The 14,506-nt window shown below is 59.0% G+C and carries 14 protein-coding genes; 11 read left to right on the top strand and 3 right to left on the bottom strand.

The features are described from left to right. Positions 1 to 121: 121 nt before the first annotated feature. The 4 genes from AB4N53_RS02535 (at position 122) to AB4N53_RS02520 (ending at position 4,165) form a co-directional block, all read left to right on the top strand. On the top strand, positions 122 to 922 hold the full coding sequence (locus AB4N53_RS02535; protein ID WP_460117867.1) for an SDR family oxidoreductase: 801 nt from the start codon (positions 122 to 124) through the stop codon (positions 920 to 922). Next, a complete protein-coding gene (locus AB4N53_RS02530; protein WP_460117865.1) occupies positions 915 to 2,741 on the top strand; it encodes a glycoside hydrolase family 15 protein in 1,827 nt (608 codons plus the stop codon). Before AB4N53_RS02535 ends, AB4N53_RS02530 begins: the two co-directional genes overlap by 8 nt. A gap of 389 nt (positions 2,742 to 3,130) precedes the next feature. Further along, positions 3,131 to 3,520, top strand: a complete 390-nt coding sequence (locus AB4N53_RS02525; protein WP_460117863.1) for a hypothetical protein — start codon at positions 3,131 to 3,133, stop codon at positions 3,518 to 3,520. 12 nt (positions 3,521 to 3,532) lie between these two features. Further along, positions 3,533 to 4,165 carry a BRCT domain-containing protein gene (locus tag AB4N53_RS02520; RefSeq protein ID WP_460117861.1) on the top strand — a complete coding sequence of 211 codons (633 nt, stop codon included), beginning with the start codon at positions 3,533 to 3,535 and terminating at the stop codon, positions 4,163 to 4,165. Between the two features lie 2 nt (positions 4,166 to 4,167). On the opposite strand, the gene AB4N53_RS02515 is transcribed toward AB4N53_RS02520, so the two are convergent. After that, positions 4,168 to 5,190 (bottom strand): GlxA family transcriptional regulator, encoded by a 1,023-nt coding sequence (locus tag AB4N53_RS02515; RefSeq protein WP_460117859.1) that lies wholly within the window; start codon positions 5,188 to 5,190, stop codon positions 4,168 to 4,170. A gap of 89 nt (positions 5,191 to 5,279) precedes the next feature. On the opposite strand from AB4N53_RS02515, the gene inhA reads away from it, so the two are divergent. The 3 genes from inhA (at position 5,280) to AB4N53_RS02500 (ending at position 8,777) form a co-directional block, all read left to right on the top strand. Further along, the gene (inhA, locus tag AB4N53_RS02510; protein ID WP_460117857.1) at positions 5,280 to 5,966 is read left to right on the top strand and encodes an isonitrile hydratase; all 687 of its coding nucleotides are present in this window, start codon (positions 5,280 to 5,282) and stop codon (positions 5,964 to 5,966) included. A 351-nt stretch (positions 5,967 to 6,317) separates the two neighbouring features. After that, positions 6,318 to 7,109, top strand: a complete 792-nt coding sequence (locus AB4N53_RS02505) for a CPBP family intramembrane glutamic endopeptidase (protein ID WP_460117855.1) — start codon at positions 6,318 to 6,320, stop codon at positions 7,107 to 7,109. A gap of 102 nt (positions 7,110 to 7,211) precedes the next feature. Next, positions 7,212 to 8,777 carry a methyl-accepting chemotaxis protein gene (locus tag AB4N53_RS02500; RefSeq protein ID WP_217863877.1) on the top strand — a complete coding sequence of 522 codons (1,566 nt, stop codon included), beginning with the start codon at positions 7,212 to 7,214 and terminating at the stop codon, positions 8,775 to 8,777. Positions 8,778 to 9,003: 226 nt separating this feature from the next. On the opposite strand, the gene AB4N53_RS02495 is transcribed toward AB4N53_RS02500, so the two are convergent. After that, complete coding sequence (locus tag AB4N53_RS02495) at positions 9,004 to 9,381, bottom strand: c-type cytochrome (protein WP_460125286.1); 378 nt, start codon at positions 9,379 to 9,381, stop codon at positions 9,004 to 9,006. 248 nt (positions 9,382 to 9,629) lie between these two features. On the opposite strand from AB4N53_RS02495, the gene AB4N53_RS02490 reads away from it, so the two are divergent. From AB4N53_RS02490 to AB4N53_RS02475, 4 genes are all read left to right on the top strand, one after another. Continuing rightward, positions 9,630 to 10,328 carry a hypothetical protein gene (locus AB4N53_RS02490; protein WP_093102949.1) on the top strand — a complete coding sequence of 233 codons (699 nt, stop codon included), beginning with the start codon at positions 9,630 to 9,632 and terminating at the stop codon, positions 10,326 to 10,328. 79 nt (positions 10,329 to 10,407) lie between these two features. Beyond that, positions 10,408 to 11,799 (top strand): surface-adhesin E family protein, encoded by a 1,392-nt coding sequence (locus AB4N53_RS02485; RefSeq protein WP_460117852.1) that lies wholly within the window; start codon positions 10,408 to 10,410, stop codon positions 11,797 to 11,799. Positions 11,800 to 12,097: 298 nt separating this feature from the next. Further along, positions 12,098 to 12,334, top strand: a complete 237-nt coding sequence (locus tag AB4N53_RS02480; RefSeq protein WP_128615234.1) for a hypothetical protein — start codon at positions 12,098 to 12,100, stop codon at positions 12,332 to 12,334. A gap of 6 nt (positions 12,335 to 12,340) precedes the next feature. After that, the gene (locus AB4N53_RS02475) at positions 12,341 to 12,760 is read left to right on the top strand and encodes a type II toxin-antitoxin system YafO family toxin (protein WP_460117849.1); all 420 of its coding nucleotides are present in this window, start codon (positions 12,341 to 12,343) and stop codon (positions 12,758 to 12,760) included. 408 nt (positions 12,761 to 13,168) lie between these two features. Here the strand turns inward: AB4N53_RS02475 and AB4N53_RS02470 are convergent, their stop codons facing one another. Beyond that, complete coding sequence (locus AB4N53_RS02470) at positions 13,169 to 13,519, bottom strand: DUF6124 family protein (protein WP_460117847.1); 351 nt, start codon at positions 13,517 to 13,519, stop codon at positions 13,169 to 13,171. Positions 13,520 to 14,506: the final 987 nt, after the last annotated feature.

Genomic DNA, 14,506 nt, shown 5'->3' with positions numbered 1-14,506 from the left:
CCCCCTGTGGAGCGAGCCTGCTCGCGAAGGGGCCCGCGCAATCACCGCATCCAGCAAATGAACTCTCAGCGTCTGCCATCAGTCAGCTACTTAAGTCTCTTGAACCAAGGCGCGAATCGTCATGCAGATTTCCCTCGCTCATCAGGTGGCGCTGGTCACTGGCGCCAGCTCCGGCATCGGCCATGCCGCCGCCAAAGCACTGGCCGCCGCCGGCGCTGCGGTCGTGATCAACTACAACAGCAGCGCCAAACCCGCCGAAGAACTGGCTGCACAGATCAACGCCGAAGGCGGCAAGGCCCTCGCCATCGGCGCCGACGTTTCGAAAGAAGAAGAGGTCGAAAGACTGTTCGCCAAGACCGTCGAAGCCTTCGGCTCGCTGGACATTCTGGTGGCCAATTCCGGTCTGCAGAAAGACGCTGCCGCCGTGGACATGACCCTCGACGACTGGAACACGGTGATCGGCGTCAACCTCACCGGGCAGTTCCTCTGTGCGCGCGCGGCGTTGCGGATTTTCCAGCGTCAGGGCGTGCGCGAAGGGGTATCGCGCGCGGCGGGCAAGATCATTCACATGAGTTCGGTGCATCAGCGCATTCCGTGGGCGGGGCATGTCAATTACGCGGCGTCCAAGGGCGGCGTCGATCAGCTGATGCAGAGCCTCGCCCAGGAAGTCAGTCAGCAACGCATCCGTATCAACAGCATCGCGCCCGGCGCGATCAGCACGGCCATCAACACAGAAGCCACCGCAGGCGCGGCCGGCGAAAAACTTCTTGAGCTGATTCCCTACGGACGCATTGGCGATGTCGAGGACGTTGCCAACGCAGTGGTTTTTCTCGCTTGCGATCTGTCTGACTACATCGTCGGTACCACCCTGTTCATCGATGGCGGGATGAGCCTCTATCCGGAGTTTCGCGGCAATGGCTGAGCCTGAAATGGAACAACAAAGCGCCATCGGTGCTCACGGCATCATCGGCGACATGCGCAGCGCCGCACTGGTCAACGACAAGGGCAGCGTGGATTTTTTCTGCTGGCCGGAGTTCGACAGCCCGACGATTTTCTGCTCGCTGCTCGACACACCTGAAGCAGGGATTTTCCAGCTCGCGCCCGACTTGCCGGATGCGCGCCGGGAACAGATTTATCTGCCCGACACCAACGTCTTGCAGACCCGTTGGCTGAGCGAACACGCGGTGGTGGAAATCACCGATCTGTTGCCCATCGGTGACGATGTCGACGCCCTGCCCCTGCTGATGCGCCGGGTGCGCGTGGTCAGCGGCTCGGCGACGTTCAACCTGCGTTGCGCGGTGCGCCACGACTATGGTCGCGCCGAAACCCGGGCAGAGATTGACGAAAAAGACGTGACGTTCCACGCCGCTGGCCAGCCGTCGATACGTCTGGCTTCAGATCAGGCGCTGCAGATCGATGCGCAAGCGGCCGTCGCGCAATTCACCCTCAAGCACAATGAAACCGCCGCGTTCATGCTCGGTGGCAGCGACGACCCGCGCTTTGCCGAAGGCGCTGCCGAATTGTGCATGGAGCGCACTTTGAAATTCTGGCGCGGCTGGATCGGCCAATCCAACTATCGCGGACGCTGGCGGGAAATGGTCAATCGTTCCGCCCTCGCCCTGAAACTGCTGACCTCGCGGCGCCACGGTGCAATCCTCGCCGCCGCCACCTTCGGCCTGCCGGAAACTCCCGGCGGCGAGCGCAATTGGGATTACCGCTACACGTGGATCCGCGATGCCTCGTTCACCGTGTATGCGTTTATGCGCCTGGGCTTCGTCGACGAGGCCAACCACTACATGCAGTGGCTGCGCGGAAGGGTCAGCGATTGCTGTGGCAAACCGATGAAACTCAACATCCTCTATGCCATCGATGGCCAGCAGGAACTGCCGGAAACCGAACTCACGCACCTGTCCGGCCACGGCGGCGCGCAACCGGTGCGCATCGGTAACGGCGCTTATGACCAAATCCAGCTCGACATCTTCGGCGAGCTGATGGACGCGGTGTATCTGGTCAACAAGTACGGCGACGCGATTTCCCACGAAGGCTGGCGGCATGTCGGCGAAGTGGTCGATCAGGTCTGCGAGAACTGGCAGAGCGAAGATGTCGGCATCTGGGAAATGCGCGGTGAGACCCATCACTTCCTGCACTCGCGGCTGATGTGCTGGGTGGCGCTGGACCGGGCGATCCGTCTGGCTTCCAAGCGTTCGCTGCCGGCACCGTTCGCCCGTTGGGATGAGACCCGGCAAGCGATCTACACCGACATTTGGGACAACTTTTGGGATGAAGAACGCGGGCATTTCGTCCAGTACAAGGGCGGCACCGCGCTGGACGGCTCGATGCTGCTGATGCCGTTGGTGCGTTTCGTCAGCGCCAAGGACCCGCGCTGGCTGTCGACTCTGCAAGCGATCGAAAAAACCCTGGTGCGCGACGGCATGGTTTATCGCTATCGCAACGAGGACGCCAATATCGATGGCCTCAGCGGCACCGAAGGCGCCTTCGCCGCGTGTTCGTTCTGGTACGTCGAATGCCTGGCCCGCGCCGGGCAGGTGGAAAAGGCTCATCTGGAGTTTGAGCAGTTGCTGCGTTATGCCAACCCGCTTGGGCTGTACGCCGAAGAGTTCGACAGCCATGGCCGGCATCTGGGCAACACGCCGCAAGCGCTGACGCATCTGGCGTTGATCAGTGCCGCGAGTTTTCTTGATCGCAAGTTGAGTGGCGAGAAGAGTTCCTGGCAGCCGTAGCGCTGTTTTTTCGTCAGCGCATGTCAGACCGATCCCTGACTGGACGGGATTTTTCCACAACGGGCCTGCCCGCCAGCCAACGGCAACAGGCCCATACCCAACGTGAAACCTGCACGGCGGTTATGTCTGGCGACAGTCTGTGTAAAAACCGCGCCTACAAAAGCCACACACGTTACGTTGAAACGCTTCCCGCAACGTACGCTTACACGCCGAAATACCTTGTTGCCAGCCGTTACATCCACACCTACCATCCAACGCAATGGTCGATACAAGAAGCCAATACCTCAGTCAGTTCCCTTTCCCTCTGGAAGAGGGCCAGGGTGAGGGGCTTTTGATCTTTTACGGGCACAGCGGAGCTGTCCAGCCACCCCCGAATTCAAGGAACCGGAATGCCTCACCACGTCCAGCGCAGCATCGCCTCCCCTCTTCGCAGCGGACTGACCCGCACCCAGCTCTGGGAAGCCGCCGACAAAGGCCTGATCAAATGTTGGGAAATCGGCCGCCAGCGCGCCGAACGTTTACCTGAACTGGCCCAGCGTTGCCTGGCCGGTGAATTGCCGGTGCTGGGCTGGAAGGGTGGCGTCAGTCGCAGCCTGAAGAAAAGCGAGAAATACGGCTCACTGAAATATCTGGCGCAGTGGCAGGGTCTGCGCGGTGAGGATCTGGATATTGATCTGGCGCAGGAGAGTGCGCTGACGTGCGCGCGGACGAAGATGAAGGTGACGTTTACGCCGGATCGGACGAAGTATTTCAATCAGATGGCGGAAGTCGAAGCTTAAGGAGAGGCAGAGATGGTCGATTTACATCAGGAGTTCCAAACCAGCGGTTTCTTTCACGAAGCGCGGATTGACCGTCGCTCTGCAGATGCCTTGGTTGGTGTCGCGGCGGGGCTTGCCGCCGACGGCAGGATCAATCAGCAAGAAGCAGAATTTCTCAAGACATGGATTGAAACTCATCTGATTCATCTAAGCGATCCGGTGGTTAACATCCTTTACAAGCGCCTTGCCGAGATGCTCAGCGATGGCGTACTGGATTCGGATGAATCAGTGGAGCTTTTGGGAATGCTTCATCAGTTTGCCGGGCTGCCCGTCGGGACAATCCAAACCTTTACAGCGCCAAATGCCCTACCCTTCGATAATCCATTCCCAACCTTGAGCTGGACGGATCGCGTCTTTCTTTTTACCGGCGTCATGGCTTACGGGCCGCGCAAGGAATGCGAATTGCGCGTGACTGAGCGAGGAGGACTGATTGGTGGCGCCGTCAGCAAAAAAATTCATTATCTGGTGGTAGGCAGCATCGGTAATGACCAATGGCTTCACAGTACCTATGGCACCAAGATCAAAAAAGCCGTCGAGCTTCGAGACAGCGGCGCACCGATAGCAATTATCAGTGAAGACCATTGGCAAAAAGTGTTGTTTGGCTAGCGTTAGGTCATTGGCCGATCTTCATCAATTGGGCCCAGAACGTCTGAAGGCATTGGATCTGTTACAGCGCTGACCGAAAACCGCTCCCGATAAGCCTGCGGTGTCACGCCAATGGCACGGAGAAAACTGCGCCGCAGCGTCTCTTCACTGCCAAACCCGCAATTGGCGGCGATGCGTTTGACCGGCAGGCCGGTATCGCTGAGCAGTCGCCGGGCGGTTTCGACGCGGATCAATTCGATCGCCCGCGCCGGGGTCTGGCCGGTGTCGGCGCGGTAGTGGCGGATAAAACTGCGTTCGCTCATGCCGGCCTGTTCGGCCAGCGTCGGGACACCGAGGTCGCAAGTGAGGTTTTCGGCGATCCAGGCGTGCAGTTCATCGAAACGGTTGCCCCGTTGTTGCAGCGACAGCGTCACGCTGAATTGCGCCTGCCCGCCCGGGCGTTTGAGGAAGACGACGAGGTGCCGGGCGACGTCGAGGGCGATGTCGCGGCCGAGGTCTTCTTCGACCATGGCCAACGCCAGATCGATGCCGGCCGTGACCCCGGCGGAAGTCCACACCGGGCCGTCGTTGATGAAAATCGGGTTGGCTTCGACACGCAGATTCGGATGTTGCTCGGCCAATTGCTCGCAGCGCGTCCAGTGCGTCACCACGCGGCGGCCATCGAGCCAGCCGCTGGCGGCGAGCAGAAAAGCCCCTGTGCACACCGAAGCCACCCGCCGGCAGCCGCGCGCATGATCGCGCACCCAGTCGACCAGTTGCAGGTCTTCCGATGCCGCATAAATGCCCCAGCCCCCCGAGATGATCAAGGTGTCGCTGGGCGTTTGCGGCAACGGTTCGGCGAGCACCGCCAACCCCGCCGATGACATCACCGCCCCGCCGCCGCTGGCGATCACGCTCGGCGCATAGGGCGTCGGCAAACCGCGCTGGCGAGCCAGATCGTTGGCCGAGGCAAACACCTGCAGCGGCCCGGTGACATCGAGAATCTGCATATTGGCGAACGCGAGGACGTGAATGGCTTTAGGCATTTGGCGTAATTCGTGGGTTGATTGGCGTATGCGCCAGAACCTACCCGCCTACAGTGAAGTCGTCCACTTCTTTCAACGGAGCAAGAACGATGACGCTGCAGATCGGTTTTCTGTTATTCCCGCAGGTCCAGCAACTCGACCTGACCGGCCCTTACGACGTGCTCGCCTCGTTGCCCGGCGTGCAGGTACACCTGATCTGGAAGGATCTGATGCCAGTGACCTCCAGCACCGGCCTGCTGCTGAAACCGACCACGACCTTCGACGACTGCCCGGATCTCGATGTGATCTGCGTGCCCGGCGGCGCTGGCGTCGGGCCGTTGATGGAGGATCCGCAGACGCTGGACTTCATCAAACGTCAGGCCGCCCAGGCGCGTTATGTGACCTCGGTGTGCACCGGCTCGCTGGTGCTTGGCGCGGCGGGTCTGCTGCAGGGCAAGCGCGCGACCACGCATTGGGCGTATCACGAGTTGCTGCCGACGCTGGGGGCGATTGCGGTGAAGGATCGGGTGGTACGCGACGGCAATCTGTTTACCGGTGGCGGAATCACCGCTGGCATCGATTTCGCCTTGGTGCTGGCGGCGGAACTGGTCGATGCCGATACGGCGCAACTGGTGCAGTTGCAACTGGAATATGCCCCGGCACCGCCGTTCAACGCCGGCAGCCCGGACGTGGCGCCGAATGCGATTGTCGATGAAGCGCGGTTGCGCGCAGCGCTATCGTTGAAACTGCGCACCGAAATTACCGAGCGCGCGGCGGCGAACCTCGGCCTGCGCTGATCTTCAGCCGAATGCAAAACATGTGGGAGCGAGCCTGCTCGCGAAGGCGGAGTGTCAGTCGCCTGTGATGTCATCTGGAAAACGAACCTCGGCCTGCGCTGATACCGAACGCCCACCGATTTCTGATTGAAATGATCCAATGTGGGAGCGGGCTTGCTCGCGAATGCGCTGTGTCAGTCACCTGTTCTGTATCGGTGACACCCCATTCGCGAGCAAGCCCGCTCCCACATTGGGTTCTGTATATGACTATCCAGCGTTACGTTGTCCCGGTTTGTCGCCACACCTTCACTTGTCCCACCTCCCTCGCCCGTGTAGAAAGCCCCTTCCAGAAATCTCGCACAAGGATTTTCGATGAAGGCGCTGCCCTGGCTCTATCTCGCGCTGCTCGGCCTCGGTTACGGATTGGCCCTGAGCTACGGCCAACTCGGTTGGCTGGCATTGATCTCCGTGGGGCTTTTGCTGTTCGCCGCGTTCGCCGTGCGCCAGCAGCAAGTACCGTTTGCGCGCTGGCTTGGCCATGGCCTGTTCATTGTTTTGGCCGTGGCACTTGCGCTGCACTGGTTACCGGGCTTCGCTAACGGACGCGCGATCAACCCGCAACGCTTCACTGACAACGCCGTGCCGTTTGCGATGTACCTCAACCTCGACAAACCGCTGGTGGGCTTCTGGCTGCTGCTGGTCTGTCCGTGGATCGTCGCGCGGCGGTCGTTGCGACTGACTGTTTATGCCACCGCCCTCGCCCTGACGCTGTGCGCAATTCTTGCCCTCGGCGGCGCGCTGTTGCTGGGCGTAATCGCCTGGGCACCGAAGTGGCCGGATCAGGCCTGGCTGTGGGTGCTGAACAATCTGTTACTGGTGACGCTGGTCGAGGAAGCGCTGTTTCGCGGCTATATACAAGGCGGACTCAGCCGTCGCCTCAACCATCTGCCTTACGGCGATAACCTCGCGCTGCTGTCGGCCTCACTGCTGTTTGGTCTGGTGCATGCCGGCGCCGGCTGGACCTGGGTGTTGCTGGCGGGACTGGCCGGGGTCGGCTATGGTCTGGCCTATCGTTTCGGCGGACTGAGTGCGGCGATCGCCACGCATTTCGGCCTGAACCTGTTGCACTTCGGCCTGTTCACCTATCCGATGCTGGCCAGTTGACGCAAGCGCGGTTTTGCGACGCCGTACTTAAATCTGAAAAAAAACTTCAATAAAAACTTGTCAGCGCCGACAACCTTTCAAAGCCTTGCGGATTGAAAAACCATGCGTAACAACCAGCCCATTACACAACGCGAGCGGACCTTTCCAGCTCAGCAACGGTTGATTTCCACCACCGATGCCAAGGGCGTGATCACCTACTGCAACGACGATTTTGTCGAGATCAGCGGGTTTTCGCGGGAGGAACTGATCCGTGCGCCGCACAATCTGGTCCGTCACCCTGACGTGCCGTCGGCGGTGTTCTCGCACATGTGGGGCACACTGAAACAAGGCTTGCCATGGATGGGCATCGTCAAGAATCGCTGTAAATCCGGTGACCACTATTGGGTCAACGCCTATGTAACACCGGTGTTCGACGGCAATCAGGTGATCGGTTACGAGTCGGTGCGCGTCAAGCCCACCGCCGAACAGATCCGCCGCGCCGAAGCGCTCTACCAACGCATCAACCAGGGCAAGTCGGCGATTCCTTCGACGGACAAATGGCTGCCGCTCCTGCAGGACTGGCTGCCGTTTATTCTGGTCAGCCAGCTGAGCTTCATGATCGGCGCGACGCTGAACTCGCATTGGGGCTTCGCCCTCGCCGCCGGTTTGTCGGTGCCGCTGGGCCTGATGGGCCTGCAATGGCAGCAACGCGGACTCAAGCGCCTGCTGCGCCTGGCCGAACAGACCACCTCCGACCCGCTGATCGCGCAAATGTACACCGACAGCCGTGGTGCCCAGGCGCGCCTGGAAATGTCGATCCTCAGCCAGGAAGCGCGCCTGAAAACCTGCCTGACCCGCTTGCAGGACACCGCCGAACACCTGACCGATCAGGCCAAGCAGTCCGACGCCCTGGCGCACAACAGCTCGACCGGTCTGGAACGCCAGCGGGTGGAAACCGAACAGGTCGCCACCGCCGTCAACCAGATGGCCGCCACCACCCAGGAAGTCGCCAGCCACGTACAGCGCACTGCTGACGCCACCCAGGAAGCCAATCGCCTGACCGGTCGCGGTCGTGACATCGCCGGAGAAACCCGCGAAGCGATTCAGCGCCTGTCGGTGGTCGTCGGCGAAACCGGCCTGACCGTGACGCAACTGGCCAAGGACAGCGACGAAATCGGCGGTGTGGTCGACGTGATCAAAGGCATCGCCGACCAGACCAACCTGCTCGCCCTCAATGCTGCGATTGAAGCCGCGCGTGCCGGCGAAATGGGCCGTGGTTTTGCGGTAGTGGCTGACGAAGTCCGTCAACTGGCGCAACGCACCAGCGAATCCACCGGGCAGATTCATGCCCTGATCGCCAAGTTGCAGCAAACCGCCTCCAGCGCCGTGCAGACCATGGAAGCCGGGCATCGCCAGGCCGAAGAAGGCGTGGCGCGGGTACTGGAAGCCGATCAGGCCCTGGTCGGCATCAGCGAAGCGGTGGCCAACATCACCGACATGACCACCCAGATCGCCGCCGCGACCGAAGAGCAAAGTGCCGTGGCTGAGGAGATCAGCCGTAACATCAGCAATATTTCGGAACTGGCGGATCAGACCTCGGAACAGGCGCATAACTCGGCGTTGCTGAGTGAAGAACTGACGAAGACGGCCAACACGCAGTATTCGTTGGTGGCGCGGTTTAACCGCTAACAGCAAAAGATCGCAGCCTGCGGCAGCTCCTACAGATAATCGGTGCAGGAGCTGCCGCAGGCTGCGATCTTTTGACCTTGAAAGCCCGGACGGCGAAAGCTGCCCGGTTTTTTTTGGTTTCGGGATTGGTGACGTCTGGCAGCCTGCTCGCGATAAGGCCTTTTATGCCTCACGGATCATCACTCCAGGTCCAGTTGCTTCCGAGCATTCTCGAGCAGGCATCCGTTCATGGCTTTTTCGCAATCACACCAACCATGTATTCATGCAAATCACGAAAATCCTTAACGCTCCAGACATGCGCCGGGATCTTCACGCCATTCTCCTGCAAGGTTTCCGGTATCAGATTGCCGTTCGGGCGCAGGATCACCGACGACACAATCACCCCCGGGTAATCATTCAGCCGTTGCTTGAACGCGGGGGTGGTCAGATCAGGTGTGGACGGATTGCTCTTTTTCGCCAACGGCCCCGTGCCTTTGATATCCGGCCCGTGGCACACCGCGCATCGCTGGGAATAGAGAGCTTTCCCGTTGACGTTTTCCGCCAGGGCCAGCGACGGCTGACTGGCGAGCAGCGCCGCGAACGACGTGCACACCAGATATTTCATGCGCGCGGATAATGTAGCCAACAGGTCATCCATGACAGGTCTCTCGCAATAGAGCGCGAGACGCTAACGCCTGGGGCTGTGTGTGTCCAGCGAGTTTTCCGATGCGCAATTCCAAGTCCTGGCAACAGCGCAATTCAGATGCGGAAATCGATCGCCGCGATAGTGGCATATTAATACCCACCACCCCTTCAGAATTCCTGCATGCGGACGACAACCTCCACAAATCCGTTCCTTGTTGTGAGTCCTTCATGAAGAAGTTCGCTGTCCTGATGTTCGCCGTTCTGTTCCTGGCCGGATGCGCCAACCAGAAATTCAAGCCCGAATACCGTACCCAGATCCACACCGTGAAAATCCTCCCGGTGTCATGGAAACCTCGGGAAATGAGCTATATGGGCCGCGAACAAGCATGGGGCGCGGCCATTGGCGCGGGCGTCGGCACCGGCGTAGGTCTGGCGGCGGGCGCAGGCAAAATCGGTACGGCGGCACTCGGCGGTGCCGGTTTTGCCGCTGGTTTGAAGGCCGGCGACCTGGCCTCCATGTCGACCGTCGATGCGATTCTGTACAACATGGAAACAGCCAACATCAACCTCGGCGACCTGGTGAAAAAGAGCTTCGAAGAAAAACTCGCCGCCAGCGGCCGCTTCAAAATCGTCGGCGACAACGAACCGGCGGACGCGCAGATTGAACTGACCGTATTCAACTGGGGCTTCGCCCTGACCCAAGGCTTCAGCAGCGTGGTTTACCCGACCATCGCGGTCAACGGTGTGATGAAGCGCGGCGACGAGTTGATCTGGCAGCGCAACGAGCCGATCACCGCGTTTAACGGCGCCAACACCTACGGTTATGAGCCGCTGCGCTATCGCACCGAACCGGAACTGGTACGCACCGCGTTGACCGGCGTTTCGCAGATCGTCGGCGACTACCTGGTCAAGGATTTGAACGAGTAAGGGTGATGGCGCTGCGCTGAGCCCAAGCAGGGTTATATGAATCGTAATGCCTCTTTCAATCGATCCCCCGGAGAGTTCCGTGCAGCGCATCATTCTTTGCATCAGCACATTGCTGTTGGCCGCTTGCGTCACCCAGCCCAAAAATACCGACCGCCAGGCAGTGTTGCTGGCCCAGCCGTTGACGCCCAACAGCCTGATGCGTGAAGGCGACGTCATCAACTTTCAGGTGATCGAGCCGAGCGATCCGCAATCCATAGTGATACAGCGCTTCCAGTACTCGGCGGCCTGCAGCACGGCGCAAATCAACGAAGTGTATTCATTCCTGTTGATGCGCCACATTTATCCGGGCAATCCGGGTCACTATGCGCCGGCGAAGGCGTTGCCCGAGCGTTACCACGCCACACTGCTGAACAACCGCGACTTCCTCCAGGCATGCAAAAACCTGCCCGTCGCCGATTGGCGCAAAGTGGCGCAAGACGACACGGGTCGCTGGTTGCTGGTCGATAAAAACAACCTGCAAAACAAGGCCGGGCAAGTCGATCTATGGATGGCCTACGACGAGCCGAAAACCCGCCTCAACCTGGTCAATAGCGCACCGTTCACCCAAACTCGCGAGCATTACACGTTCGATTGCGCCACACGTAATTCCACGCTGCTGGCCCGCTATTTCCTCAACGCCGACAACCAGGTCACCGACGGCAAAATCGACATGTTCCCCGAGACCAAAGCGATCAAGGCGTCCGATGCGGACAAGTCAAAGATGGTTGAACTGGTGTGCAACGCACCAACGTCCATCGCCAGCCTGCCGGCGCTGACCCGACGCAGCAAAGCGGCGGTAGATGCCAACGCTATCCCCGACATCAACCCGAACGTGCTGAAAAGCATCGAACAGCTGCACCTGCCGAAACCACTCAAGACCCTGACTTACCTGGACCTCGCCGGAACTGCCAGCAATAGCAAAAAGAGCTGGCCGGAACGCACCGAGTACTTCATTTCCACCGACCCGGTCACCCAACAACTGAGCATTGACAATAAGAGCGAAAACCTCGTCGGCCATGGAATCAGCTGGCGCGGCCTGCTGACCCTGTCCGGTCGGGAACAGGCCAAACTGTCCCGCAACACCCTTGTGATCGACAATTTGAGTTTCCGAGGTGATTGGCAGCAAATGCGCGTCGGCAGCCAACTGGGCTACACCCGCCAAGGCAGCGTCAACAGCAACCTGATCGGCTCGCTGGGGGAAGAACCGGTGACCGTGGATTGCACCGTCGACAGCGAGTCACCCGCCAAACTGCTGAACCCGGCGTTGAGTGGTAACGCCAAAGCGATCAGTTGCCGTGATCAGCGCAAGAGCTTGAAACCCGTGCCGATGGATCATTATTACTATCTGGTGGATTACGGTTTTTTCTATCACGCTAGTACGGATAAAGGCGACGGGATTGCATTGGAGATGCACGTGCAAAGCGTGAAGTAGGCGACGACGGGACACCAAAATTGCGCCGCCATCCCACGTCGCTCTTTTTACACTTGAAAGCCCGGCAAGCGAGCGCTTCCGGGCCTTTTGTTTGTGATCTGGGATTTTTGGGGGCCGGCAGATCGTCATCGCGAACATGCGAAGGCCTATATTGGATCTGCGGTGATCACTGGTTTATGTACCCGGTCACGATCCCCTGTAGGAGCGAGCCTGCTCGCGAAGAGGCCTTCTCTGCCGACGACGATCTCACTCAAGCAATGCAGACACTGCCTACAACTGCGCCAGAATGAGCCGACTGGTGCTCGTTGATGCCAGGTTCTATCGTTTGCCGGTCAAAACTTATTCACATAAGCTGGTCAGCATGAATACACATCCTTCGGAGGCTCCGATGGCCACCACCCGAAAAACCGACAAACCCAGCAAAAAGGAAGTTCGTGAAGAACTGACATTCCTCGATGTTCGGCAAGCCGCGCGTGATGGGCAGAAAGTGTTCGATAAATTTGTGATCACTGGCAGGCTACCTATTACAAAGTAGGCCTGGATGCCAGCCATCAAAATTTCTGCGCTTTTTGAACGAATCAAGAACTGGCAAAACTTTGCTGCACACTTCTACAACTACAAAATTTGCGATGAATTACCTGCCGTTTTCGGGCGGGATGAACGACTCGATCTGAGCGACATGCACCACATACACCTTGCCAGTACACAGTCACTGCAGGCTCGATGGGCAAAAATCAATCGCCAGTATTACCGGACAGCATTGGTTAATGATGCTGACAATGACTTTTGGCTGATTTATGCCTATGACGCTTTTCGGGATGAGTACTTGCTACTGACGATCATCGGCCCGGATGCCCATAACCGAATAGAGTGGGGATCTTTTTTGCGCAGCATGCATTGCGACATCGTTGAACCTTGGACGCTTGGCAGGATTATCTTCCCTGATCTGGATAATCTGTAACCAGCCCAGGCCGGTAGAAAGCGAGATTCACAGGTCGGACTGGGTGATCACTAAATGTCTTCGGCAGCTCTGATCGGGGTTATTTGATGATTTTTAAGTGCAGGGACTACCTCTGACAGTCAGGTGGTTTGAGGTCGTCTGGAAGAGCGCTTTCGCGAGCAGGCTCGCTCCCACGTTTGGACCGAGTACGTCAGTGAGGGATTGGTCGGCTTGGAGGTCGCCATCGCTGGCAAGCCAGCTCCCACAGGGATTTGGTCCAAACGGTAGAGATTGGTCGACTGGGAGATCGCCATCGCGAGCAGGCTCACTCCTACACTGGATCTGCGGTAATCACAGATTATGTGCCAGACACCAATCCTCTGTGGGAGCGAGCCTGCTCGCGATGAGGCATAACAGCCAATGAAATTATTAAGGCAACTTCAGCTTATCCAGCAGCCGATTGACCAACAGTTCGTTGAGCATGATCACCTGTTGCAGCGCCAGCAGTGGTTTGCGTTCCGGTCCGCCGATTGAGTTGGCGATGTTACCGGCCATGGCATGCGCGTATGAAAGCGACTCGCAGGCCTCGACCAACAGGGTTTCGTCATCCAGCATGGGGTCGACAACATAGATGGGGCGATATTTCGGCGAACTTGGCGGGGCTGCCAGGTCTTCGGGTTTGAGGTAGTAATCGAGGGCGCGGTCGGTGGCTTCCTGGATTTTTTGCGGGTCGAGCGCGCGGTCGTGGGACGGTGGCGGGTTTGGGGTGACTTTGAACATGGGCGTACTCCGGTTTCGAATATTGGGAGCCAACACCCTCGCTACCAAACGAAGGGTGGTGGCCATACGCAGGTTGGTAGACCGGTCGAAACAGGAAACCCGGCGCTCACAAAGGAGCCCCACGCATGCCCACCATAAAAGTCGAGCCCCGCAACGGGACTGCATACGGTGACGCTATACAACGGTTTCGACGCGGGCTACCAAACCCCATCACTTTTTTTCAGTGACAGACAAACGATATAGCCCGCCGCCTAGCCGTGTAAGCCGGCGGATTCTGGCGTACGCGTAGGCAACGGCGCAAGGAGTTGTAGCCGGGATGGCGTAACGGGTCGTGTAGTTTAAACATTGGTATTTGATGATGTTTAAGTGCAGGGATTGCCTCTGACAGTCAGGTGGTTTGAGGTCGTCTGGAAGGGAGCTTTCGCGAGCAGGCTCGCTCCCACATTTGGACCGAGTACGTCAGTGAGGGATTGGTCGGCTTGGAGACATTTGGACCGATTGCGTCAGTGAGGGATTGGTCGGCTTGGGGGTCGCCATCGCTGGCAAGCCAGCTCCCACAGGGAATTGGTCCAGACGGTAGAGATTGATCGACTGGGAGATCGCCTTCGCGAGCAGGCTCGCTCCCACAAAAGCAAAAAGCAAAGCAGCGCAGCTGCCCACGGCGAAGCCGCCCCACTCAACAATGAGCGCAAGCTCGAGTACCGCTTTTGATCTTGATCCACCGGCGACGTCGGAAGGCTGAGTGGAGGGATTGATCCGGGCGTGGGAGCGCAGCGACCGTCTGGCGAAGCCAGACACAGCGGAAGGAGGTGCAGCGAAGCAAACCGTAGCCGCTGCGCCCGGATCAGTCCCGGAGCGAAGGGACCCAAGCCTGCGAGGGCCGAACGTAGGAGCTAGCATTTTTTGCTTACTTTTTTTGGCGCTTGTAAAAAAGTAAGTCGCCGTCAGGCGAAACCGCCAGCCGCAGCGCCCGAAGCAACGGATATG

This window comes from Pseudomonas sp. H3_E04 (genome assembly GCF_054668915.1).
Note: the sequence above shows the minus strand (reverse complement) of the source record. Positions and strands in the feature narration are given on the sequence as shown.